Genomic DNA, 23208 nt, shown 5'->3' with positions numbered 1-23208 from the left:
GGCGTTCAGTTGGCGGGAACCGGTGCCGGCGCCACAGGCGCCGTCGGCACTTCCGTCACCGTTTCCGGGATTCCCGAGAGGATCGTCACGGCGACCCGGCGGTTGCGCGCGCGCCCTTCCGGGGTTTCGTTGGGCGCCACGGGGATATTGTCGGCGTGGCCCACCGCCGTCAGGCGCGACGCCTGCACGCCGCTGGCGATGAACAGGCGCACCACGGCGCTGGCGCGCGCGGCCGACAATTCCCAGTTCGAGGCAAAATTGGAATTGCTGATCGGCTGCACATCCGTATGCCCTTCCACCTGCACGTCGTGCGTATCATCCTTGAGCAGCACGGCGACGGCGCGCAGGGCCTGGTCCGATTCCGCCGTCAGGCGCGCCGCGCCCGGGTCGAACAACACGCTGGCATTGATTTCCACGCTCACGCCGCGGCTCGTCTGCGTGACCCGCACCTTGCCTTCCTTGACCAGCGGCGCCAGAGTGGACGTCAAGTCCTGCGCCAGGCGCGTCATGTGTTCGCGCTCGCGGCGGATGGCTTCCGTGCGGCGTTTCAGGGCGGGATTCGGCAACGGGATCGCCTGCGGCGCTTCCATGATGATGGGCGGCGCGCCCTTTTCCAGACTGAAGGCCTGGCCGATGGCGTTCTGGAAGACGCGGTACTTGCCTTCGTTGACTTGCGAAATCGCGTACATCACGACGAAGAACGCGAACAGCAAAGTGATGAAGTCGGCGTACGAAATCAGCCAGCGGTCCTGGTTGTCCGGTTCCTCGTCATACTTCCTGCGCGCGCGCCGCATCATGGTCAGTGCTCGTGCAGCAGGCTGGACACGCGCTCTTCGATGATGCGCGTATGGTCGCCCGTGGCGATGTCGTACAGCACGGCGGCCGTGATTTCATACTGCAGCACGCGGCGCGAGACGATGGCCTTGAGTTTATTGGCCACCGGCAGGAACAGCAGATTGGCCAGTCCCACGCCATAAATCGTCGAGACGAAGGCCACGGCGATGCCGCTGCCCAGTTTGCTCGGGTCGGTGAGGTTTTCCATCACGTGGATCAGACCCAGCACGGCACCCAGGATGCCGATGGTGGGCGAATAGCCGGCCGCCGATTCCCACACCTTGACGGCCTGGCGCTCGGCCATTTCGTAGGCGGAAATTTCCACGTCGAGCAGCTGGCGCAGCTTGTCGGGCGCGATGCCGTCGACGATCATGCGCAAGCCCTTGGCGTTGAAGCGGTCGGCCGTGTTTTCCATCAGCCGCTCGAGCGCCAGCGGACCGTCGCGGCGCGCCGTCAGGCTCCATTGCCCGATATCGCGCGCCAGCGCGGCGCGCGTGTCGGCAGGCGGCAGGAAGACCCAGCGCAGCATTTCCAGGCCGCGGACAAAAGTGCGCAACCGCGTTTGCAGCAGCACGGCGCCGAAGGTGCCGATGATGACGATGGCAAAGGCGGCCGGCTGCAGCAGGGAGGCCATCTTGCCGCCTTCCAGTGCCTGGCCGACCAGCAGGCCCGCCAGCGCCAGCGCCAGCCCGATTACGCTGGACCAGTCCACGCCTGCTCCCTCAAGGTTGCGCGCAGGCGCGCGACGGCCTGGGTATGCAGCTGCGAGACGCGCGATTCGGATACGCCCATCACCGCGCCGATCTCCTTCAGGTTCAGCTCTTCTTCGTAATACAGGCCCATGAGTATTTTCTCGCGTGGTGGCAGCGCGTCGATGGCATCGATCACGGATTGCCGGAAATCGGTATCGAGCAGGGAACGCAAGGGGTCGCTGTCCTCGTCCACGCAGTGGCGGTCGAGGAAGCTGTCATTGCCGTCCGGGTCATGAAAGTCTTCGTAGTACACGAGCTGGTGGCCGCCGCCGTCGCCCAGCATTTCCTGGTAGTCGGCCAGCGACATCTTGAGCAGTTTCGCCACTTCCGATTCCGTCGGCGGATGGCCGAGGCGCTGCTGCAAGGTGCTCATCGCCTCCTCGATCTTGCGCATGTTCTGGCGCATGCTGCGCGGCAGCCAGTCGCTGGTGCGCAATTCGTCGAGCATGGCGCCGCGGATGCGCAGCACGGCATACGTCTCGAACTGCGCGCCATGCGTCTCTTCATAGCGGCTAATGGCATCGAGCAGGCCGATCATGCCGGCCTGGATCAGGTCATCGACCTCGACCGAAGGCGGCAATTTCGCCTTCATATGGTGCGCCAGACGCTTCACCAGCGGAATGTGCTCCGTCAGCAAATAGTCCTTGTTCGATTTCCCTTTGACCGTGTACATAGGCTGCTTATTGTTTTCTCATCTTATCTGGTGCTGCGGTTCGATTCAGGCGCTGAACTGGTGCGGGCTCCCCGTCTGGTACAAGGTGCCGCCAAGCACCGGCGCCGCCGAACGGGCCAGCCGCTCGGCCAGTCCGCGAAACGCCACCGAGGCGCCCGCCAGCGGAAACGCATCGACCACGCTGCGGCCCAGGCGCGCCGCGCGGTGCAGATATTCATCGGCAGGCACCGACCCCATCGAGGTCAGCTTCACGGCCAGGTAGCGGCTCGCCGCCTGTGCCATATTATCGTATACCACTTTTGCCTCGGATTCGGAAGCGCCCGTGACGAGAATGCCGAACGGACGGCGTCCCAGTTCCTGGCTCAGGCGCTTGATCAGGCAGTACGCCGCCTTGATCGAGGTGGCGCTGGTCGACACTTGCACCACGATATCCGACGAGGCCATCAAGGGCACGGGGAAGCAATCGCCCTCGTCGGCCACGACGCCGTCGACCAGCACGATGCCGCTCTGGCGCGCCAGCACCTCGAAAGTCTTGCCCAGGCGGCGCAATTCGTCCTCGCCCGCATAGTCCATGCTGTCCATCAGGTGGTTGCGCGCGCCCAGGCTGGCCACGCCGAAGCCTTGCGGCACCTGATGGATGACCTGGTTCAGGCCGCACTGCTGGCGCGCCACGTCGCGCAGGCTGGCGCCGTGCGCCAGTCCCAGCCGTGCAGCCACGCCATCGCTGCCGCCGCTGGCGTCAAGCAGCAGCACGTCATTGCCGCCATAGGCGAGCGAAGCGCCCAGGTTGACCAGCATGGCGCCCTTGTCGTCCTGCGGCGTGGCCGAGAGGAACGTCATGACGCGCGGCTGCGGGCCGGCCAGCATGCGGCGCAAGCCCTCGGCCTGGTCGAAATCGAAATTAGCCAAGGTGCACCCCGCGCGCTTCATTGTTGCGGGCGGCCGCCTGCGCCATCAGGAGCGGCAGTTCGGCGTCGGAAAACTGCGTGGCCGCCGAGTCGCGCTTGAGCTTGAAGGCGCGGTCGATCAGGTAGCCGCGGTCGGCCAGGTACAGGTCTTCCGGCACGCGCTGGCCGTTCGACACATAAAACAGGTTCAGCTTCTGGCGGATCACCACGTCGAGCACGTTGCCGATCGACGCCGCTTCATCGAGCTTGGTCATGATGCAGCCGGCCAGGCCGCTGCCTTGATACGCGCGCACCACTTCGTTCAGCGTTTCCTGCGTCGCCGTGGAGTTCAGGCACAGCAAACGCTTCACGTCGGCGCCGGCGCCCGACAGCATGGCCACCTGTTCCGTCACCATCTGGTCGCGCTGGCTCACGCCCACGGTATCGATCAGCACCGTGTGCTTGTTCTTGAGTTCCTTCAGGGCGATGCGCAAGTCCGCTTCGTCCTTCACCGAATGCACCATCACGCCGAGGATCTTGCCGTAGATGCGCAGCTGTTCGTGCGCGCCGATACGGTAGGCGTCCGTGGTGATCAGGGCCAGCTTTTCCGGGCCGTGGCGCATCACGCAGCGGGCCGCCAGCTTGGCCGTGCTGGTGGTCTTGCCGACACCGGTCGGGCCGACCAGCGCGAACACGCCGCCCTGCTCCAGCATGGCGTCTTCATTGGCGACCGTGTTCAGGTTGCGGCTCAGGACAGTCTTGATCCAGCGCATGCTTTGCGCACCGTCGAGGCCGGCGGGCAGCTTGTCGATCAGGTAGCGCGCCAGGCTGGCCGAGAAGCCGGCCGCCAGCATTTCGCGCAGCACGACGGCTTTTTGCGGCTCGCGCTGCTGCGTCGAACCCCACGAAATTTCCGCCAGCTGGGTTTCCATCATGCCGCGCATGGCGCGGATTTCATTCATCATGCCGCTCATCTCGGCGGCGGCGTTTTCCTTGACGTGCGCCAGCGCGCTGGCCATCATCTGCTGCATGCGGGCCATGTCCACTGGCTCGCCGGCTGCCTGGCGCGGCGCGGCAGGACGTGGCGCGGCCGGGCGCTGGGCCGGGGCGGCCGGACGTTGCGGCGTGGCGAACTGGGTCTGCAACTGGGGGCGGGGCTGGGCCATTTCGGACGCGGCCGGCGGCGAGGCCAGCGAAGCGGCATCGTCATTGGCCAGCGCGAGGATTTCCACCACGCCATCGGTCTGGCGGTTCGACAGGATCACGGCGTCGGGACCCAATGCTTCGCGCACCTTGCGCAGCGCATCGCGCGACGAGGCGCCCGTAAATTTCTTCACATTCATGACCGGCCTCCCAAGGCGGGGGTGGCGCAATATTGGCTGAACTGTGTGACCATCATCGACTCCTGTTGCTTGGGTGCTGTCTTCCACATGGACACAGATCACCCGGACAGTTTCTATTATTAGCGATGCTTGCAGGAAATGATCGAAGGAACAGGACGGGAAAGTACCCGTTATTCAGTTTGCCGGCAGGAAATTGATGTTTATTTGACCAAAAGCAAGGGCTGAGAAGCTGGGGTCAGACCCCCACTAACGCTAACGCAAAGCTCCGCGCTAACGCTGGAGGGGGTCTGACCCCGGTACTAATGCTGTCGACTATTGCGCCCCCACCAGCGCCGTGACGCGGATCGTCTTGGTTTCCGGCACTTCCGCATGCGACAGCACTTTGAGCTGCGGCAAGGCGCGGCGCAGGAAGCGCGACAGCAGGGCACGCAGCGGCGCCGGCACCAGCAGCACGGGTGTCAGGCCCAGCGCTTCCTGCTGCTGCGCGGCCAGGCCCGCCTGGTGCGCGATGGTATCGGCCAGGCCCGGCTCGATGCCGGCGCCGTCGCCGCCATTGCCCATCGCCTGCATCAGCAGGCGCTCCAGGCGGCTGTCGAGGGTCATCACGGACAACTCGGCCACGCCGGGGAACAGCTGCTGCACGATGGCGCGGCCCAGCGAGACGCGCACCAGCGCCGTCAGGTCGTTCGGGTCTTGCGTATGGACCGTATGCTCGGCCAGGGTTTCGATGATGGTGCGCATGTCGCGGATGTGCACGCCCTCGGCCAGCAGGTTCTGCAGCACTTTCTGCAGGGTCGACAGCGACAGCATCTTCGGCACCAGGTCTTCCACAAGGCGCGGCGCATCCTTGCCCAGGTGGTCGAGCAGCGACTGCACTTCCGCGCGGCCCAGCAGCTCGGACGCATGCGAGGTGATCAGGTGATTCAAGTGCGTGGCCACCACGGTGCCCGCATCGACGACCGTGTAGCCCATCGATTGGGCCTGGTCGCGCAGGCTGGCGTCGATCCAGGTGGCGGGCAAGCCGAACGCGGGATCGCTCGTGGCCAGGCCCGGCAAGGTGCCGCTGGCCATGCCGGGATTGATCGCCAGGAACTGGCCGTTGAACGCTTCGCCCACGCCCACTTCCACGCCCTTGAGGGTGATGCGGTAGGCGGACGGCTTCAATTCCAGGTTGTCGCGGATATGCACGGGCGGCGCCAGAAAACCCACTTCCTGGGCAAATTTCTTGCGGATGCCTTTGATGCGCTTGAGCAATTCGCCGCCCTGCGTCTTGTCGACCAGGGGGATCAAACGGTAGCCCACTTCCAGGCCCAGGGTGTCGACGGGCATGATGTCTTGCCAGCTGGCTTCTTCCTGCTCGGGCGCCACCGTGGCTGGCGGCGCTTCGGCCGGCTTTTCGGCCGCCGCCTTTTCCTGCGTGCGTTTCTTGCTGATCAAATAGGCGGAGCCGGCCAGCAATGACGCCAGCAGGATGAAGACCATGTTCGGCATGCCGGGGATCAGGCCCATGCCGCCGATGATGCCGGCAGTAATGTACAGCACTTGCGGTTTCGCAAACAATTGCCCGACCAACTGGGTGCCGATGTCCTGTTCGCTGGCCACGCGCGAGACGACGATACCGGCCGCCGTGGAAATGATCAGCGAAGGAATCTGCGCCACCAGGCCGTCACCGATGGCCAGCAACGTGTAGTTCTTCAGTGCATCGGCAAAGCCCATGTCATGCTGCAGCAAGCCCACCAGCAGGCCGCCGACGATATTGATGACGGTGACCATGATGCCGGCAATGGCGTCGCCGCGCACGTATTTGCTGGCACCGTCCATGGCGCCGTAGAATTCCGCTTCCTGCGCCACTTCCGTGCGGCGGCGGCGCGCTTCGTCTTCGCCGATCAGGCCGGCGTTCAGGTCGGCATCGATGGCCATCTGCTTACCAGGCATGGCGTCCAGCGCGAAGCGGGCGCCCACCTCGGCGATACGGCCCGCACCCTTGGTCACGACGGTAAAGTTGATGATCGTCAAAATGATAAACACCACGATACCGACCGTGTAGTTGCCGCCAATCAAGAAGTGACCGAACGCTTCGATCACTTTACCGGCCGCGTCGGCGCCCGTATGGCCTTCCGTCAGCACGACGCGCGTGGACGCCACGTTCAGCGACAGGCGCAGCATGGTCGACACGAGCAGGATGGTCGGGAAGGCCATGAAGTCGAGCGGCTTGACCGTGTACAGCGCCGTCAGCAGCACGATGATGGACAGCGCGATATTAAAGCTGAAGAAAATGTCGAGGATGAAGGCCGGCAGCGGCAACACCATCATCGCCAGCAGCATGATGATGATGATCGGCGCGGCGACACCCTTGCTGGCATTGTTGCCCATTCCGCTGAGCCAGGCTGGCAATCTCAGGCCGTTCATGGTGTACTTCCTTTATTCTTGTCTGCCGCGTCTGCCGCGGGTTTGGTCTGCGATGCGGGGTCGAGCGGATCGAGCTCGGGCGGCACGTCGAGTTTTTTCGGCTTGTCGGGGCGCTCGCCATGGCCGTTGCCGTAGCTGCGCAGCTGGAACACGTAGGCCAGTACTTCGGCCACGGCGCCGTACAGCGCCTCGGGAATCTCGTCGCCGATGTCCGTGTGCTTGTACAGCGCGCGCGCCAGGGCTGGCGCTTCCAGGATGGCGACCTTGTGTTCGCCCGCCAGTTCGCGGATCTTCGCCGCCACTTCGTCGATACCCTTGGCCACCACCTGCGGCGCGCCGCGCGAATTCTCGCCATACTTCAAGGCCACGGCGTAGTGGGTAGGATTGGTCACCACCACGTCGGCCGTCGGCACGTCGGCCATCATGCGGCGGCGCGACATTTCATGCTGCATCTGGCGTATCTTCGCCTTGATCTGCGGATTGCCGTCCGACTCCTTCGCCTCTTGCTTGACTTCCTGCAAGGACATTTTCATCTTGTTGGCGTAATGCCACATCTGGTACGGACCATCGATGGCGGCGATCAAGCCCAGCGCGCCCACGATCAGCAGGAAGGCCGTGATCAGCAGGCTGATCAGATGGGCCGAACCGGCGCGCAGGGATTCCACCGACAGGCCCAGCACGGCATCCTTTTGATGCTGCATCACCATCCAGGCGACGACGCCGACGACGAGGGTCTTGGCGATGGCCTTGAGCAGCTCCACCAGCGCATTCTTCGAAAACATATTGCCCAGGCCGCGAATCGGGTTGAGCTTGCCAAAATTGGGGGTGAACGCCTTGGAACTGAACAGCCAGCCGCCCACCAGCACGGGCGACGCGAGGGCGACGAGCATGATGGCCGCGGCGTACGGCAGGCAAGTCAGCAGAACGGAACCCACGTCGTAGCCGATGCGCAACATCATCGCGTCGGGATTGAGGATCTGCTCCCGGTCCAGGGTCAGCCCGGAAACCATGACGGCCGTCAGCCGCCGCACGATGGCGTCGCCGGCAAACCACAGACAGCAGCCGGACGCCATCAACACCGTAAACGTGGCCACTTCACGCGATCGCGGAACGTCGCCTTCCTCACGCGCCTGCTCGAGGCGCTTCGGTGACGCGGCTTCGGTCTTTTCTGCGTCGCTGTCTTCCGACATCAATCAACTCCGGTGAAGTCCTGCAGCCTGGCTAGGCGCAATACGGACTGGGCATGACGCATTATCGGTTCAAGCGGGCGCGCGCCATCGGCGGAACAGGGGGGCAAATCCCCTGTATTTCCTTTACTCTCCGGTAACCTTAGCGGGACTTGCGCGCCTCGGCCTGTTTCACGGTCTGCTCGATGGCGCCAAACAGCGACTTGCCGTCATCGCCCAGCATTTCCAAACGAACAACATCACCAAACAGCAAGTACGGCGTGCTGGCGACGCCATCGGCGATCATCTCCTGATTACGTCGCTCAACGATACTGGAAAATCCCTTCTTGATCTCCTTGTTGGCGACGCCGCCCGCGCTGACCACACTGCCGGCGCGCGCGTTGCGCGTCTGGCACAGATGGGCGAGCAATTGCGGGTAATTGAACGCCATGTCGGCGCCCGCGTGGGGCTGGCCCGTCAACTTGCCGTTCAGGCTGCAACGCAGCGCGTAGTGCACTTTGCCGCCGCGCCAGGCGTCGCCCAGTTCGTCTGGCGTGACGGCGACGGGCGAGCACGCCATGGCCGGCTTCGCCTGCAGGAAGCCGTAGCCGCTCGCCTGTTCGTCCGGCGCCAGGTTGCGCAAGGTGATGTCGTTGACCAGCATCAACAGCTTGATGTTCAGGTGCGCCTGGTCCGGCGTCGAGCCCATGGCCACGTCGTCCGTGATGGCGGCGATGCCCGCTTCGTAATCGATGCCCCACTGCTCGTGCGCCAGGATGATGTCGTCGTGGGCGCCGAGGAAATCGTCGCTGGCGCCCTGGTACATGCGCGGCGATTCGCGCAGATTCGCGGGCACTTCAGTTCCCGCCGCCTTGCAGGCCCGTTCGACCTGCTGCAGATAAGAAGCACCGGCCACGCGCAAACTGCTGCGCGGCAAAGGCGCCATGCAGTTGGCGGGATCGAACTCGAAGGCGCGATGGCCGCGGCCGCTATTGATGGTCTGGTACAACAAGTCCAGCTGGGGCGCGATGAAACTCCAGTCGTCGAGCGCCTTTTGCAGGGTCGAGGCGATGCCGTCGGCCAGATGGGCCGTTTTCAGGTCGCGCGAGACGACAGCCAACTGGCCATCGCGCGTGCCATCGTTCAGGGTTGCTAATTTCATGTAGGGAAAACTTCGTCAAATGCAGGCAATTGAAGGCTAAAGACGCCAAAAAGCCGGGATATTCCCGGCTTTGACGGTCAGAAGAGTTTTACGCCAAGAGAGCGATCTGCTCGGGCGTCAGGTAGCACCACTCGCCTTCCGCAATGCCCAGCGATTCCAGGGTCAGGCTGCCGATGGCGGAACGGTGCAGCGCGCTGCAATGGTTGCCGGCGGCGGCCAGCATGCGCTTGACCTGGTGATATTTGCCTTGCTCGAGCACGATTTCCAGCTGGTGCTCGCCGCGCTTGACGCAGACGAGGGCCGCCAGCGGGGCCGGTTCGTCGTGCAATTGCACGCCAGCCAGCAGCAGAGCCACCAGCTCATCGGTCACGGGCTCTTGCGTCGTGGCCTGGTAAATTTTCGGAACGTGACGCTTCGGCGACGATTGTGCATGGATAAATGGTCCATCGTCGGACATCAGCAGCATGCCCGTCGTATCGTGGTCGAGCCGGCCGACGGGCTGGACTTCGCGCCAGGTAAACTGTTCCGGCAGCAGGGTCAGCACGCCGGGATGATGGCTGGGTTTGCGCGAGCATTCGAAGTTGGCGGGCTTATTCAGCGCCAGGTACAGGTGGGCGCGGTACACCCACTCTTCTTCGAACACGTGCAGCACCAGGCCGTCGGTCTCGACGGTGGTGCGGTAATTGGTCTGGGTGACGCCATCGATGACGACATCGCCATCTTCGATAAGGGAACGGCAATATTTACGGGTGCCAAAACCCTGCGATTGCAGGATGCGGTCTAGGGATAATTTACTCATGGGCGTGACTTTACCAGAAGCGGCTGGCAGCGTGAAGCGGCCCTGTACCAGGCCGCCGAGGTCGCACCAGCCTTGCGCAGGCACAGATGAGCTGAAGTGCAAGGTGAGATTTCGATATAAATGGTCAATTCCTTTGAGAAATATCAAGCGCTTGGAATATCGCATTGATAGACTGAAACTTCGTTAGGAATCCGCCTAACGAGCTTTAGGAATAATAACCAGGCAACGACTCACAAGGACATTGTATGAAGCATACCGATACCATCGCCTTAGAAGGCAGCATCGCCGACATGCGCCAGCGCATCGCTACGGAACAGGCGGCCATGCACAAGGTCAGACTCGGCGTGGCGCGCTGGAGCAACACCCCTGCGCAGCAGGACGGGGGCGCAACGCCGTCGCCTGCGAGCCAGTCGCACTGGCATGCCGAGGCCCAATGCCATTTCATGTGCTGGCTGGAGCTGGGCGGTTTTGCGCAAACGGATGCGGAAACCGAGAACGTGCCGGCGCCCGCCATGGCGGCGGACACGCCGCCTGACATCAGTTCCGGCGCCAACGCCAGCACCATCGCGACGCCGGCCCGACAGGCAAGCAGCGTGCCCGCGCACTGCAACGGCTGCGCCGTCTGAAACCGGCCCATTCAACCAGCCATGCCCTGCCCTCGCATGCCTGCCTTGCCAGCACGCCCAGACACCACATCCGGCAACACCGGTCCATCCGGCACGAAAGAGGAACAAAAGGAAACGGCGGCATTGCGCCGCCGTTCCCAAGCCCCATCGGGACTTTAGTGAGGAATGTAAATTCACTCAAAACCACATCTGCGATGCGGCGAGTAGTTCCAAGACTTGCCAATCAAGTTAGTACTGACAACATAGTTGATATATCGCCCCTCCTTGAAAAGAACTACGCTTTCACTATAGCCCAAGCAGCCCCATTTTCAAGCCAATTTACCACCTTATTGAAAATCATTCTCGACTGGCTTGCCTGCCAGCCAAGTGTGATGTCCTCAGCGCAACGCCGGTTGTGACTGCTGCACGGCCGCCTTCATGGCCCCCGCGCCCATGGCGGCGCCAAACTTTTTGAGCACGCGCTCCGGCAAGCCTTCATGTTGCGTGTAGTCGACGATGTCTTCCGCCTTGACGACGTCGCGCGCCACGCTGTCGACCGTGCCGAAATCGTCGGCCAGGCCCATTTCCACGGCTTTCGCCCCCGTCCAGTACAGGCCCGAGAAGGTATCGGCCGTTTCCTTCAGGCGCTTGCCGCGTCCCGCCCGCACCACCTCGATGAATTGCTGGTGGATTTCATTGAGCATGCCTTGCGCATACGCCTTGTGCTTTTCCGTCAGGGGGCTGAACGGGTCCATGAAGCCCTTGTTCTCGCCCGCCGTCAGCAGGCGGCGCTCGACGCCGACCTTTTCCATCACGCCCGTAAAGCCGAAGCCATCCATCAGCACGCCGATCGAGCCGACCACGCTGGCCTTGTTGACGTAGATGCGGTCGGCGGCGGCCGCGATGTAATAGCCGCCCGAGGCGCACATTTCATCGACCACCACATACAAGGGCTTGTCCGGATAGCCCTTGCGCAGGCGCTGCATCTCGTCGACGATCATGCCGGCCTGCACGGGACTGCCGCCCGGACTATTAATATGCAGCACCACGGCCACGGAGCCGCTATCGGAAAACGCCTTGTCCAGCGCGGGAATGACGACGGCGGCCGAACCGCTGCCTTCGGACTCGATGGCGCCGCTGATGTCGATCAGGGCCGTGTGGCGGCCCAGGGTTTCGCTGTCGTCGGCCGTGTTGTAGTCATAAAACACCCACAGCGCGAACAGCACGATCAGCAGCCCGAACACCTTGAAAAAGATGCTCCAGCGGCGGTGCGCGCGCTGCTCTTGCAACGTGGCAAATACCAGCTTTTCCAGCACGTCGCGCTCCCAGTTGCCCGCAGGGGCGCCGTGGCCGGCGGCTGGCGCGCTGCTGTCCAGCTTGTCATTCGTGTTTTCGCTCATGGTTCACTTTGTTTAAATTACAATAATGCCTGCACCGGGCTTCAGGCCGGCAGCGGCTGGACATACTCGTCGGGCTGCCAGTACAGCTGGCCGTCGCGCTCGGTCACGGGTATCGGACGCAAGCGGCCGCCCTTGCAGGGGCCGCCAGCACACAAGCCGCTTTCCGGCACATAGATGGCGCCATGCGTCGAACACATCAGGTACAAGCCGCTGGACTCGAAAAACTCGCCTTCGGCCCAGTCCAGTTCGATCGGTACGTGGGCACAGCGGTTCAGGTAGCCATACGCCTTGCCGCCGTGGCGCACGACAAAGCCCGTGGTCGCCTCGCCACCGGCCGAGACGGGAAAGCGCACGCCCTTGCCGCCATCGGCCACGGCGTCGGCAGCACAAATCAACACTTCCGTAACATCAGTCATCATGCGTGCTCGCTCAGCCATTGGTGCAGATCGGCCACCGTGGCGGCCGAATACAGGGGATTGCAAGCCTGCAACTGCGCCACCGGATGCGCTCCATACTCTACGGCAATACCCGCCGCACCTGCATTGCTTGCCATCAACAAATCATGGCTGGTGTCGCCGATCATCACGGTGCGGCGCATGTCCTGGCCCAGTTCGCGCGTCAGCTCCTGCAGCATGGCCGGATGGGGCTTGGAAAACGTTTCATCGGCGCAGCGCGTCGCATCGAACAGCGACAGCAGCTTGACGGCATTCAGCGAACGATTCAGGCCGACACGGCTCTTGCCCGTGGCGACGGCGAGAAAGTACGCTTGCTGCGAGAGTTCCAGCAGCATCTCGTGTACGCCAGGAAACAGGGTCAGCTCATGGTCGCGCGACAGATAGTGATAGCGGTAGCGCTCGGCCATGCGCGCATGGTATTTCGGCTCCACGTCGGGCATCACCAGCTGCATCGCCTCCTGCAAACCCAGGCCGATCACATGCGAGGCCAGCAACTCGGTGGGAATGGGCAAGCCCAGGTCTTTGGCCGATGCCTGGATGCACTTGACGATGGTCGAGGTACTGTCTATCAGGGTACCGTCCCAATCGAAGACGATCAGATCAAATTGCTTTCTTGCCATGTTTCCCGACGGCATAGCCGCCGGCTCCTTGAGAATGAATGATGGCGACTGACTACCTTGTGAGTAGTGTCGCGCGCACGCGGTGGATCGTTAAGTAACTCCCAATTATCGTGCGGCAACGGCCAATGGTTTGCCCAAGCTTACCAAGAAACGCTCGCATTCGGCAGCCAGCGGCGCGTTCAGGGTCATCGTCTTGCCCGTCTCCGGATGCGTAAACGTGATCTGGTGCGCGTGCAGGAACATGCGTTTCAGGGCGCCGCGCGTGCTGTCGGCCTTCAACAGGGCACGGTTGAGGGCAAAGTCGCCATATTTATCGTCGCCGGCGATGGGGAAACCGGACGACGACAGGTGCACGCGGATCTGGTGCGTGCGTCCCGTCTTCAATTCCGCTTCCAGCAAGGCGAAGTTGTGATATTTATGCAACAGTGAAAACACCGTGTGCGACGCCAGGCCATCGGCCTGCACGGCCACCCGGCGCTCGCCTTCGGCCGTCGTATATTTATGCAGCGGCAACTTGATATGCTGGCGCGCATTCTTCCAGTCGCCGGCCACCAGCACCAGGTAGCGCTTGTCGGTAAGGCCATCGCGCATCTGCTCGTGCAGGTTGGTCAGCGCCGTGCGTTTCTTTGCCAGCAACAGCAAGCCGGACGTGTCGCGGTCCAGGCGGTGTACCAGTTCCAGGAACTTGGCGTCGGGGCGCGAGGCGCGCAATTGCTCGATCACGCCGAACGATACGCCCGAGCCGCCATGCACGGCCACGCCGGCCGGCTTGTCGATGACGAGCAGCTGCGCATCTTCGAAGATGATCTTGAATTCGGCGGCCGGCGCGCCCGTGGGCGCCTTTTCGGCCACGCGCACGGGTGGAATGCGCACCACGTCGCCGGCGGCGAGGCGGTACAGCTGATCGATACGGCCTTTATTCACGCGCACCTCTCCCGATCGCAAGATCCGGTAGATGTGGCTTTTAGGCACTCCCTTGCACACTCTTAATAAGTAGTTGTCGATGCGCTGGCCTGCTTCTTCCTCGGCGATCGTTACGAATTGGGCTTGCGGCTGAACCGGGGGTGTTGAAGGGGGAACAACATCATTTTGACTCTTCATTTACTATGTCTTCCCAGAAATCTCTCTAAGTCCTTCATTTTGAATATATAATTGTTTTTGCTGCGGCCCTGGCTGCTGCGAGTGTAAGAATAAAAGCACATTTTACACAGGGGCGTCTCCACCGGCCTCGCCAAATTGCAAATTCGGTGGAAAAAAATGTATATGCACCATCCCTGCGCGAATCAAGGTTGCACCGTAGTTGTAATCGGATAACGCGTGGAGATGCTGAAGTGAGTGTGGGATTATAAGGATAAGTACCCGTTAGCGCGACTTATCGAGTCGGGCTCGCGGGTTGATGAAGTTGATAACGCTTGCCGTTTTCGCCAAACCCGTATGCGGTCACCTGAGGTTGTCGATGAATAGGCTGAGGCCAAGCCTCGCCATCGCGATCCCTGTAATGAGCCGGCTTACGATTTGGCTCTGAATTTGCTGACCACTTGCATTCTCTGCCCCCGATGCAGTTCATTCTCATCCGGGCTGTTACAGATGAGTTGCAAGTGTCCCGTGCACTCGGCATGACGATTGACCTCACCGCGCCTGTTGCGGCCGTAACGTATACCTCGTACGCGTTGTTGCTCCGCACGCCTGGGCATTTCCCCCGCCAGCACTCCCGTTCTCGCATATATCCCTGTACTTCGCCGCTTCCCCGGAAGCGGCTTTGAGATGGCCTACGGGTCGCGGAGTTATAAAAATGAAACGCATGTTGTTTAATGCCACGCAGCAAGAAGAACTGCGCGTAGCGATTGTCGACGGACAAAAACTGATCGACATCGATATCGAGACAGCCGGGCGCGAACAGCGCAAATCCAACATCTACAAGGGCGTGATCACGCGCATCGAGCCATCGCTCGAAGCGTGCTTCGTCAGCTATGGCGAAGACCGCCACGGCTTCCTGCCTTTCAAGGAAGTTGCCCGCACGTATTTCCGCGAAGGCGTCGACGTCCGTAACGCCTCCGTCAAGGAAGCGCTGCGCGAAGGCCAGGAAATCATGGTGCAAGTGGAAAAGGAAGAGCGCGGCAACAAGGGCGCCGCCCTGACCTCGTTCGTCTCGCTGGCCGGCCGTTACCTGGTATTGATGCCGAACAACCCGCGTGGCGGTGGCGTATCGCGCCGCGTGGAAGGGGAAGAGCGCCAGGAATTGCGCGAAACCATGGATAAACTGGACTTGCCTGCTGGCATGTCCGTGATCGCCCGCACCGCTGGCATCGGCCGCAACGTCGATGAACTGCAGTGGGACTTGAATTACCTGATGCAACTGTGGCGCGCCATCGAAGGCGCCGGCAAGTCGGCCAACGGCGCATTCCTGATCTACCAGGAATCGTCGCTCGTCATCCGCGCCATCCGCGACTACTTCCAGCCCGACATCGGCGAGATCCTGATCGACACCGACGAGATCTACGACCAGGCGCACCAGTTCATGAGCCACGTGATGCCCGACATGGTGCACCGCGTAAAACGCTACAGCGACGACGTGCCGCTGTTCTCGCGCTTCCAGATCGAACATCAGATCGAAACGGCCTACAGCCGCACCGTGCCGCTGCCATCGGGCGGCGCCATCGTCATCGACCACACGGAAGCGCTGGTCTCCGTCGACGTCAACTCGGCCCGCGCCACGCGCGGCTCGGACATCGAGACGACCGCCTTCAACACCAACTGCGAAGCGGCCGAAGAAGTGGCCCGCCAGCTGCGTTTGCGCGACTTGGGCGGCTTGATCGTCATCGACTTCATCGACATGGAAGTGGCGAAAAATCAACGCGAAGTGGAACAGCGCCTCAAGGATGCGCTGCACCATGACCGTGCCCGTGTACAAATGGGCAAGATTTCCCGCTTCGGCCTGATGGAACTGTCGCGCCAGCGCCTGCGCCCTTCGCTGTCCGAAGGCTCGCACGTGACGTGCCCGCGCTGCTCCGGCACCGGCCACATCCGCGACACGGAATCGTCCGCCCTGCAGGTGCTGCGCATCATCCAGGAAGAGGCGATGAAGGAAAACTCGGCCACCATCCACGTGCAGGTGCCCGTGGACGTGGGCGCCTTCCTGCTGAACGAAAAGCGCGGCGAAGTACTCAAAATCGAGAACCGTCACCGCATCGCCGTGATCCTGATCCCGAACAAGCATCTGGAAACGCCGCACTACAAGCTCGAACGCATCAAGCACGACGATCCGCGTCTGGAGGACAGCCAGGCCAGCTACAACCTGGCCGAAAGCGCTGAAACCGACATGGCGTACAGCAAGCGCCAGAAGGAAGAAGCCAAGCCGCGCCAGGAAGCCGTCGTCAAGACGATCACCCCTGACCAGCCGGCACCGCTGGTCGAGCGCAAGCCCGTCGAAGCAAAACCGGCCCCAGTGGCCGCGCCTGCCGCGCCGCAAGGCCTGATCGCCAAGATCATCAGCTTCTTCACCGGCGCCCCGGCACCGGTGGCGCCAGCGCCCGCCCCTGTCGCACCGGCCAAGCCGGCCGGCACGGACCGTGGCGACCGCAACAGCCGTGGCCCGCGTGGCCGTGGCCGTAACGGCAAGCCTGGCCGCGAAGAGCGCGAACCTGGCCAGGGCCGCCCAGCCCAGGACGACGCGACGAAAGAAGCGGAAGCACTGGAAAAGGCAGCCCGTCCGCCACGCCCACCGCGTCCGCCACGCGAACCGCGCGAAGCGCGCGAGAACGGCGATACGGCAGCAGCACCACGCGAACGGGGTGAACGTCCTGAGCGCGCCGAGCGTCCGGAACGCGCAGAGCGCCCGGAACGTGCCGAGCGTCCGCCACGCCAGCCACGCGAAGGCCGCGAACCACGCGCCGACAAGGCTGTAGTTGCTGAAGTGAAAGCTGAAGAGCTGGCCCTGGTTGGCGCCAGCGCCAGCGCGGTGAATGTCGTCGTGGCGTCAAACGGCCCCGAATCCGACGCCGCGCCAACGAGCTTGCTGAAAGCGCCGGCAAATGCCGGCTCTGAAGGCGAAGAGACGGAAACCGACGTGGAAGGCGAAGAACCGCGCCGCCGCCGCCGTCGTGGTGGCCGCAACCGCAACCGCCGCGACCGCGAAACGGGCGAGCTGATCGAATCGGCAAACGGCGAAAACGAAGGCCAGGACACGCCAGTGATCAGCTTTACGGTCGCTCCTGCGCCGGAAGCCGCAACGGATGCTGCGCCGGTCGCCGTCGTGGCTGCCGCCGCAGTCGTCGCCGTCGCTGCGCCGGTGGAAGCTGCCGTCGTGGAAGTGGCCGAAGTGGTGGAAGTGGTGGAAGTGGCCAAGGTGGTGGACATCGCCAAGGTCGAGGAAGCCGCTCCTGCCGCTGAAGCCGCGCCAGTTGCTGCACCGTTCGTAGCGCAAGCCCCTGTCGAAGTGGCTGCAGCGCAAGCTGAACCAGCCGCTGCCGAGCCAGCGCCAGCTGCCGAGTACAGCTTTGCCGAAAAAGCGGAAGCTGCACCGGCGCCAGCGCCTGCTCCAGCGGAAGTCATCGTCGAAGCGGCACCGGTCGAGGAAACGGTTGCTGTCGTGGAAACCGTCGTCGTGGCTGAGGAAGCGCCAGTCGCCGAAGCGGCGCCGGCCGTGGCGCAAGCCGCACCGGTAGTTGCCGAAGCTGCTCCTGCTCCGGCACCAGCACCTGTCGTTGCTCCTGCACCGGCGCCTGTCGCTGCTCCAGCCTCCGCACCGGCTCCATCGCCGGTGCCTGCGCCGCTGGACCTGGACGCAGTGCTCGGTTCGGCCGGCCTGACCCTGGCTGCCACCGATCCGGAAAAACTGCGCCTGGCGCAGGAAGCGGCCGCCAAGGCAGTCGCTCCCGTGCGCAAGCCGCGCGAACGCAAGCCATTGCCGCCGCAATCGGATGAGCCGTTGATCCAGGTCAACACGCAACGTCCATAAGCGCGCCGGGTTCGCCCAGCCGCCAATGATGAAAGGGGGAGCTCAGGCTTCCCCTTTTTTACGTCCCCACCTTTGCCAGCCAGCCGCTATGCACGAGAACGCCAACCTTCCCCCTCCCGCCCCCGTCAGCCTGCGCAGCGCCTTCTGGTACTGGCTCAAGCTGGGCTGCGTCAGCTTTGGCGGCCCGGCCGGCCAGATCGCCATGATGCATGCGGAACTGGTGGAAAAGCGGCGCTGGATTTCGGAGCAGCGTTTCCTGCACGCCCTCAATTACTGCATGCTGCTGCCGGGGCCGGAAGCGACCCAGCTGGCCATCTACATCGGCTGGCTGATGCACCGCACGCGCGGCGCCCTAGTGGCGGGCCTGCTGTTTTTGCTGCCCTCGCAGCTGGTGCTGATCGCCCTGTCATGGCTGTACATGGCGTATGGCAACGTGGGCGCCATCGCCGGCATCCTGTACGGCATCAAGCCGGCCGTCGTCGCCATCGTGCTGGCGGCCGCCTGGCGCCTGGGCCGGCGCACCTTGCGCAGTCCCAGCCTGATCGCCATCGCGGCGGCGGCATTTGTCGCCATCGCCGCGCTACGGCTGCCATTTCCGCTGATCGTGCTCGCCGCCGCCCTGCTGGGCATGGCGGGCGGCCGCTGGCTGCCGGGCCATTTTCATGCCAGCGGTACCTCGCATGGCGGTGCGGCTCGCTACGGCGCCGCCCTGATCGATGACGACACGCCCACGCCGGACCACGCGCGCTTCCGCTGGCCGCGCCTGCTTGGCACGGCCGCCGTGGGCCTGACGCTGGCCTTCTTCGCCTGGCTGGGCCTGGCGCTGGCGGGCGGGGCGGACCAGCCGCTGGCGCAGATGGGCGTGTTTTTCAGCAAGGCCGCCCTGCTCACGTTCGGCGGCGCGTACGCCGTGCTGCCCTATCTGGTGCAGGGCGCCGCCGACCACTACCACTGGATCACGAGCGCGCAGATGATGGATGGCCTGGCGCTGGGCGAGACGACGCCCGGCCCCCTGATCATGATCGTCGCCTTCATCGGCTTTGTCGGCGGCTGGAGCCATGCCGTGATGGGAGAACAGCTGTGGCTGGCGGGCATATGCGGCGCGTTCGTCGCCAGCTGGTTTACTTTCCTGCCCTCGTTTATCTTCATTTTGGCCGGTGCGCCCCTGGTGGAAGCGTCGCGCGGCAATTTGCGCCTGAGCGCGCCGTTGACGGCCATCTCGGCGGCCGTGGTGGGCGTCATCGCCAGCCTGGCCCTGTTCTTTGGCCGCCATGTGTTCTGGCAAGCAAATCCGCTGCCCCACTGGGATTGGCTGGCGATGATCATCGCGCTGGCGGCCGGCGTGGCGCTGATCAGGTTTCAAGTGGGAACCATCAAATTGCTGCTGGTCTGCGCCGCCATCGGCCTGGCGCGTGCCTGGCTGGCTTGAACACGGAAGCGTCGCGCCAGACAATCATCGCATCCCGCCGGCATCAACAGAATCTCCACCAACAAGCGCGGAGGATATTATTTCCTTATTATTAATAATCAGGATTTGATGCAGGTTAATTTAATTGGCGGCATATATATACCATTAATAAATAGAATATTTATTTCAGCAATTTAGTATCTCTCCATTCTCACGCCAGCAACCAGACCTGGACCCGGCAGGCATGGCGCCACGCTCTGCGCGGCTGCGCCCGACCTGCGAGCACAGCCGCACCGTGATCGATTTGTCATCCCCCCGACATATCATTCTCAAATAAATAAATGTGGCATATATGCAACAAATGAAAAATTGATTATTTGAATGAGTGCGACGTCATATACTTACTCGAAAGCAAATTACTGTTTCACCGTCATTAACCCGGCAGTTTCCTCGAGAATATCCATTAATGCGCGCTCAACAATTACATCATCCCATGCCCACTTCCGCGATCAGGACACTCATGCTCGGCTGCGCCAGCTTATGGCTGCTGAGCGCTTGCTCGACACTCGACGTCGGCACGGCCAAGCTTTCCACGGCAGAGGTCCGCGCCACGCTGCAGGACGACAAGGCGGCCCTGGCGCGCGACGTGGAGGCGCTGAACGGCCCCCTGACCCTCGATGGCGCCATCGCCCGCGCCATCAAATACAACGCCGAACGCCGCTACAAGGCCATGGAGGAAGCCGTTGCCATGGGCACCTTCGAGGCAGGGCAGTTCGACATGCTGCCCAAGCTGATCGCCTCGGCCGGCTACCGCGACCGCAACAATGACCTGATCACGCGCAGCGTCGATTCCGTCACGGGCGCGCCGTCGCTGGCCAATCCCTACATCTCGTCCAGCCGCCAGGTGCTGAGCACGGAACTGGGCATTTCCTGGAGCCTGCTCGATTTCGGCCAGAGCTACTACGCGGCGCGGCAGAATGCGGACCGCGTGATGATCGCCGGCGAGCGCCGCCGCAAGGCCCTGCACAACCTGATACTCGACGTGCGCACCGCCTACTGGCGCGTGGTGGCGGCGCAGAAGCTGGTGCCCCTGCTGCGCAGCACCATCGCCGAATCGGAAGCGGCCCTGAAGGATGCGCGCACGGCGGAGAGCGACCGCATCCGTTCGCCACTGGAACCGTTGCGCTACCAGCGCCAGCTGCTGGAAAACCTGCGCCTGCTGGAAACCATCGAGCAGGAACTGTCGACGGCGCGCGTGGAACTGGCGGCCCTGACCGCCCTGCCGCTGAGCAGCGGCTATAGCGTGGTCGAAGCGGGCGGCGACGTCAACACGGCCTGGCTGAACCAGCCGATCGAAAAAATGGAAGAAGTGGCGCTGCTGCGCAATCCCGACCTGCGCGAAGGCATCTACAACGCCCGCATCGCCCAGCAGGAAACCCGGCGCGCCATGCTCAAGCTGTTCCCCGGCCTGTCCTTCAACTATGGCGTCAAGCACAGCAACGACGATTACCTGATCCACCAGAACTGGAACGAGGCCGGCGCGCAGATCTCGTTCAACCTGCTGGGCCTGTTATCGGCGCCGGCGCAGATGCGCCTGGCCGACGCGGGCGTGAGCCTGGCCAACCAGCGCCGCATGGCCATGCAGATGGCTGTGCTGAGCCAGCTTCATATTGCTCGCCAGCAATACGCCAACACGGCCCGCCAGTATGAGCGCGCCGACGCCATCGCCGAAGTGGACGGACGTATCGCCCAGCACATCGCCAACCAGGCCGAGGCGCAGAAACAGTCGGCGCTGGACCGCATTTCGCAGCAAAGCACGGCCGTCCTGTCGCAGCTGCGCCGCTACCAGGCACTGTCGAACGCGCAGGCCGCCGCATCGCGCCTGCAAGCGACCCTGGGCATGGAACCGGTGGTCAACGGCTCGTCCGACATGCCGCTGGCCGAACTGACGGCGGCCGTCGCGCAATCGCTGCAGACCTGGAACCAGGCCCAGCTGCCATCGCCTGAGGACCGTCCATGAAGTTGGTCGCACCCGCAATACGCATGATCCTGGCCGGCGCGCTGGCCCTGACCTTGCAGCACACCGCGCTGGCCGCCGCGCCGCAGCCGGCCAGCGCCGGCGCCACACTGGAAACGCGGGAAATCCGCGCCCAGCTGGCGCCGCGCCGCTACACCACCCTGGCCGCCGAGATCGGCGCCAAGATCAACCGCCTGCCGCTGCCGGAAGGCGCGGCCTTCAAGCAGGGACAGTTGCTGGTGCAGTTCGACTGCGTGCTGCAGCAGGCGCAGCTGGCCAAGGCGGAAGCGGCGCGGATGGCGGCCGAGACCAACTGGCAGGGCAACCAGAAACTCGCCGACCTCAATTCCGTGGGCAAGGTCGAACTCGACATTTCCAGGGCCGAAGCGCTCAAGGCGCAGGCCGAAGTGGCCGCCAACCGGGCATTGCTGGGCAAATGCCAGATCGTCGCGCCGTTCGCCGGCCGCATCGCCGAGCAGAAGGCGCGCGAGCAGCAGTACGTGCAGCCGGGCCAGGCCCTGCTGGAAATTCTCGACGACAGCACCCTGGTGCTGGAATTCATCATTCCATCTCGCTGGATGAGCTGGGTGCGCAACGGCACGCCCTTCCAGGTCAGCATCGACGAAACGGGCAAGAGCTATCCGGCCAAGGTGCAGCGCATCGGCGCCCGCGTCGACCCCGTCAGCCAGTCCGTCAAGCTGAGCGCCGTCATCGACGGGCGCTTCGGCGAACTGGTGGCCGGCATGAGCGGCAAGGTGCTGATGCAGCCGCCGGCAAAATGATTTTTTCACCCTGCTTAGACCAAAAGGAGAGCCCATGAAATCTCGTCCGCACCGCGTCGCCCGCTGCCTGACGCTCGCTGCCGTCGCCGCAGCCGCAGCCAGCTGGAGCACAGCCAGCTATGCCTGCCCCGCCGAACCCTATGTTTCCAGCATCTGCGTGATGGCCTGGACCCGCAATGACCTGTACGGCTACTTGCCGGCCAACGGCCAGTCCCTCAACGTCAACCAGAATGCCGCGCTGTACTCGCTGCTGGGCACGACCTATGGCGGCAGCGGCAACACCACCTTCAACCTGCCGGACCTGCGCGGCCGCACCGTGATCGGTGCCGGCACCGTCGACGCCAACACCAGCTACACGGTGGGCCAGAAGGTAGGCACCGTCAGCGCCACCCTGACCATGGCCAATCTGCCGGCCCATGCGCATACCTTGCCGGCGGTCGACTTGAGCAAGGTCAGCGGCTCGGTCAACCTGGCTCAGACGACCGGCACGCCCACCACCATTTCGATGGCGCCCGTCACCTACACCGCCAATACCAGTGCGCTGACACTGACGCTGAAAGCCAGCAGCGCCGCGGGTGCGTCGGCCACGCCGCTGGCCGGCGGCGTGCCGGGAGCGGTAAATACCCCGGTGGCGAAGCTGTATAACACGAGCGCACCCGACGTAGTCATGGGCGGCGGCTCCCTGGGCGGCAGCATTACCGTCACCTCCGCCGGCTCGCCTGCCATTACGCTGGCCGGTACCGCCCCGGTGACGCTGAACGGCTCCCTGCCGGCTGCCGTCAGCGGCCCTACAGGCACGGGCGCCGCGTTCAGCATCATGCAGCCGTCCATGGCCATGTATTACTACATCGCCTCCGTCGGCATCTACCCGCAGTCGAACTGACGGACCGCGCCACCTAACCTTGTGTTGCGCGGCCGCCTCCGAGCGGAGCGGCCGCC

At 63.5% G+C, this 23208-nt stretch carries 19 protein-coding genes; 6 read left to right on the top strand and 13 right to left on the bottom strand.

Features of this window, described 5'->3' with window-relative positions; translation table 11 throughout:
- Positions 1-5: 5 nt before the first annotated feature.
- The 9 genes from motD to IGS60_RS04365 form a co-directional block, all read right to left on the bottom strand.
- Complete coding sequence (gene motD / locus IGS60_RS04405) at positions 6-794, bottom strand: flagellar motor protein MotD (protein WP_070220198.1); 789 nt, start codon at positions 792-794, stop codon at positions 6-8.
- A gap of 5 nt (positions 795-799) precedes the next feature.
- On the bottom strand, positions 800-1546 hold the full coding sequence (locus tag IGS60_RS04400) for a flagellar motor protein (RefSeq protein WP_046685945.1): 747 nt from the start codon (positions 1544-1546) through the stop codon (positions 800-802).
- Entirely contained in the window at positions 1528-2259 is a 732-nt protein-coding gene (locus IGS60_RS04395; RefSeq protein ID WP_010400804.1) for an RNA polymerase sigma factor FliA, read from the bottom strand. The genes IGS60_RS04400 and IGS60_RS04395 overlap by 19 nt, the downstream gene beginning before the upstream one ends.
- A 45-nt stretch (positions 2260-2304) precedes the next feature.
- Complete coding sequence (locus IGS60_RS04390; protein WP_070220170.1) at positions 2305-3168, bottom strand: antiactivator of flagellar biosynthesis FleN protein; 864 nt, start codon at positions 3166-3168, stop codon at positions 2305-2307.
- On the bottom strand, positions 3161-4489 hold the full coding sequence (gene flhF / locus IGS60_RS04385) for a flagellar biosynthesis protein FlhF (protein WP_070220172.1): 1329 nt from the start codon (positions 4487-4489) through the stop codon (positions 3161-3163). The genes IGS60_RS04390 and flhF overlap by 8 nt, the downstream gene beginning before the upstream one ends.
- Before the next feature lie 312 nt (positions 4490-4801).
- Entirely contained in the window at positions 4802-6898 is a 2097-nt protein-coding gene (gene flhA, locus IGS60_RS04380; RefSeq protein ID WP_230502610.1) for a flagellar biosynthesis protein FlhA, read from the bottom strand.
- Complete coding sequence (gene flhB, locus IGS60_RS04375; protein WP_070220176.1) at positions 6895-8088, bottom strand: flagellar biosynthesis protein FlhB; 1194 nt, start codon at positions 8086-8088, stop codon at positions 6895-6897. Before flhB ends, flhA begins: the two co-directional genes overlap by 4 nt.
- Positions 8089-8227: 139 nt before the next feature.
- On the bottom strand, positions 8228-9226 hold the full coding sequence (locus IGS60_RS04370) for a fumarylacetoacetate hydrolase family protein (protein WP_230502607.1): 999 nt from the start codon (positions 9224-9226) through the stop codon (positions 8228-8230).
- An 88-nt stretch (positions 9227-9314) separates the two neighbouring features.
- The gene (locus IGS60_RS04365; protein WP_070289165.1) at positions 9315-10025 is read right to left on the bottom strand and encodes a pseudouridine synthase; all 711 of its coding nucleotides are present in this window, start codon (positions 10023-10025) and stop codon (positions 9315-9317) included.
- Between the two features lie 245 nt (positions 10026-10270).
- Here IGS60_RS04365 and IGS60_RS04360 point away from each other — a divergent pair, with 245 nt between their 5' ends.
- Positions 10271-10651: a hypothetical protein gene (locus IGS60_RS04360; protein WP_230502605.1), complete on the top strand. Its 381-nt coding sequence runs from the start codon at positions 10271-10273 to the stop codon at positions 10649-10651.
- 377 nt (positions 10652-11028) lie between these two features.
- Here the strand turns inward: IGS60_RS04360 and IGS60_RS04355 are convergent, their stop codons facing one another.
- From IGS60_RS04355 to IGS60_RS04340, 4 genes are all read right to left on the bottom strand, one after another.
- Positions 11029-12030 carry a S49 family peptidase gene (locus tag IGS60_RS04355; RefSeq protein ID WP_070220183.1) on the bottom strand — a complete coding sequence of 334 codons (1002 nt, stop codon included), beginning with the start codon at positions 12028-12030 and terminating at the stop codon, positions 11029-11031.
- Between the two features lie 41 nt (positions 12031-12071).
- A complete protein-coding gene (locus IGS60_RS04350; protein ID WP_230502603.1) occupies positions 12072-12449 on the bottom strand; it encodes a Rieske (2Fe-2S) protein in 378 nt (125 codons plus the stop codon).
- Positions 12446-13105: an HAD-IA family hydrolase gene (locus IGS60_RS04345; RefSeq protein ID WP_070220184.1), complete on the bottom strand. Its 660-nt coding sequence runs from the start codon at positions 13103-13105 to the stop codon at positions 12446-12448. Before IGS60_RS04345 ends, IGS60_RS04350 begins: the two co-directional genes overlap by 4 nt.
- 105 nt (positions 13106-13210) lie before the next feature.
- Complete coding sequence (locus tag IGS60_RS04340; protein WP_070220186.1) at positions 13211-14206, bottom strand: RluA family pseudouridine synthase; 996 nt, start codon at positions 14204-14206, stop codon at positions 13211-13213.
- 691 nt (positions 14207-14897) lie between these two features.
- On the opposite strand from IGS60_RS04340, the gene IGS60_RS04335 reads away from it, so the two are divergent.
- From IGS60_RS04335 to IGS60_RS04315, 5 genes are all read left to right on the top strand, one after another.
- Positions 14898-18062, top strand: a complete 3165-nt coding sequence (locus IGS60_RS04335; protein ID WP_230502601.1) for an Rne/Rng family ribonuclease — start codon at positions 14898-14900, stop codon at positions 18060-18062.
- 88 nt (positions 18063-18150) lie between these two features.
- Positions 18151-19491 carry a chromate efflux transporter gene (chrA, locus tag IGS60_RS04330; RefSeq protein ID WP_230502599.1) on the top strand — a complete coding sequence of 447 codons (1341 nt, stop codon included), beginning with the start codon at positions 18151-18153 and terminating at the stop codon, positions 19489-19491.
- A gap of 499 nt (positions 19492-19990) precedes the next feature.
- A complete protein-coding gene (locus IGS60_RS04325; protein ID WP_070289119.1) occupies positions 19991-21490 on the top strand; it encodes a TolC family protein in 1500 nt (499 codons plus the stop codon).
- Entirely contained in the window at positions 21487-22269 is a 783-nt protein-coding gene (locus tag IGS60_RS04320; RefSeq protein WP_230502597.1) for an efflux RND transporter periplasmic adaptor subunit, read from the top strand. Before IGS60_RS04325 ends, IGS60_RS04320 begins: the two co-directional genes overlap by 4 nt.
- Positions 22270-22303: 34 nt before the next feature.
- Positions 22304-23152 (top strand): phage tail protein, encoded by an 849-nt coding sequence (locus IGS60_RS04315; protein ID WP_230502595.1) that lies wholly within the window; start codon positions 22304-22306, stop codon positions 23150-23152.
- Positions 23153-23208: the final 56 nt, after the last annotated feature.

Origin of the sequence: Janthinobacterium sp. FW305-128 (genome assembly GCF_020858135.1) — a bacterium.
Classification (GTDB): Bacteria; Pseudomonadota; Gammaproteobacteria; order Burkholderiales; family Burkholderiaceae_D; genus Janthinobacterium.
The sequence above is the reverse complement of the archived record's forward strand: the minus strand, read 5'-3'. Positions and strand labels throughout refer to the sequence as shown.

What these genes read in the sequence shown, in the direction of transcription:
- motD (WP_070220198.1), bottom strand. Translation starts at nt 794, where the DNA reads ATGCGGCGCGCGCGCAGGAAGTATGACGAGGAACCGGACAACCAGGAC.
- IGS60_RS04395 (WP_010400804.1), bottom strand. Translation starts at nt 2,259, where the DNA reads ATGTACACGGTCAAAGGGAAATCGAACAAGGACTATTTGCTGACGGAG.
- flhF (WP_070220172.1), bottom strand. Translation starts at nt 4,489, where the DNA reads ATGAATGTGAAGAAATTTACGGGCGCCTCGTCGCGCGATGCGCTGCGC.
- flhA (WP_230502610.1), bottom strand. Translation starts at nt 6,898, where the DNA reads ATGAACGGCCTGAGATTGCCAGCCTGGCTCAGCGGAATGGGCAACAAT.
- flhB (WP_070220176.1), bottom strand. Translation starts at nt 8,088, where the DNA reads ATGTCGGAAGACAGCGACGCAGAAAAGACCGAAGCCGCGTCACCGAAG.
- IGS60_RS04370 (WP_230502607.1), bottom strand. Translation starts at nt 9,226, where the DNA reads ATGAAATTAGCAACCCTGAACGATGGCACGCGCGATGGCCAGTTGGCT.
- IGS60_RS04365 (WP_070289165.1), bottom strand. Translation starts at nt 10,025, where the DNA reads ATGAGTAAATTATCCCTAGACCGCATCCTGCAATCGCAGGGTTTTGGC.
- IGS60_RS04360 (WP_230502605.1), top strand. Translation starts at nt 10,271, where the DNA reads ATGAAGCATACCGATACCATCGCCTTAGAAGGCAGCATCGCCGACATG.
- IGS60_RS04355 (WP_070220183.1), bottom strand. Translation starts at nt 12,030, where the DNA reads ATGAGCGAAAACACGAATGACAAGCTGGACAGCAGCGCGCCAGCCGCC.
- IGS60_RS04350 (WP_230502603.1), bottom strand. Translation starts at nt 12,449, where the DNA reads ATGATGACTGATGTTACGGAAGTGTTGATTTGTGCTGCCGACGCCGTG.
- IGS60_RS04345 (WP_070220184.1), bottom strand. Translation starts at nt 13,105, where the DNA reads ATGGCAAGAAAGCAATTTGATCTGATCGTCTTCGATTGGGACGGTACC.
- IGS60_RS04340 (WP_070220186.1), bottom strand. Translation starts at nt 14,206, where the DNA reads ATGAAGAGTCAAAATGATGTTGTTCCCCCTTCAACACCCCCGGTTCAG.
- IGS60_RS04335 (WP_230502601.1), top strand. Translation starts at nt 14,898, where the DNA reads ATGAAACGCATGTTGTTTAATGCCACGCAGCAAGAAGAACTGCGCGTA.
- chrA (WP_230502599.1), top strand. Translation starts at nt 18,151, where the DNA reads ATGCACGAGAACGCCAACCTTCCCCCTCCCGCCCCCGTCAGCCTGCGC.
- IGS60_RS04325 (WP_070289119.1), top strand. Translation starts at nt 19,991, where the DNA reads ATGCTCGGCTGCGCCAGCTTATGGCTGCTGAGCGCTTGCTCGACACTC.
- IGS60_RS04320 (WP_230502597.1), top strand. Translation starts at nt 21,487, where the DNA reads ATGAAGTTGGTCGCACCCGCAATACGCATGATCCTGGCCGGCGCGCTG.
- IGS60_RS04315 (WP_230502595.1), top strand. Translation starts at nt 22,304, where the DNA reads ATGAAATCTCGTCCGCACCGCGTCGCCCGCTGCCTGACGCTCGCTGCC.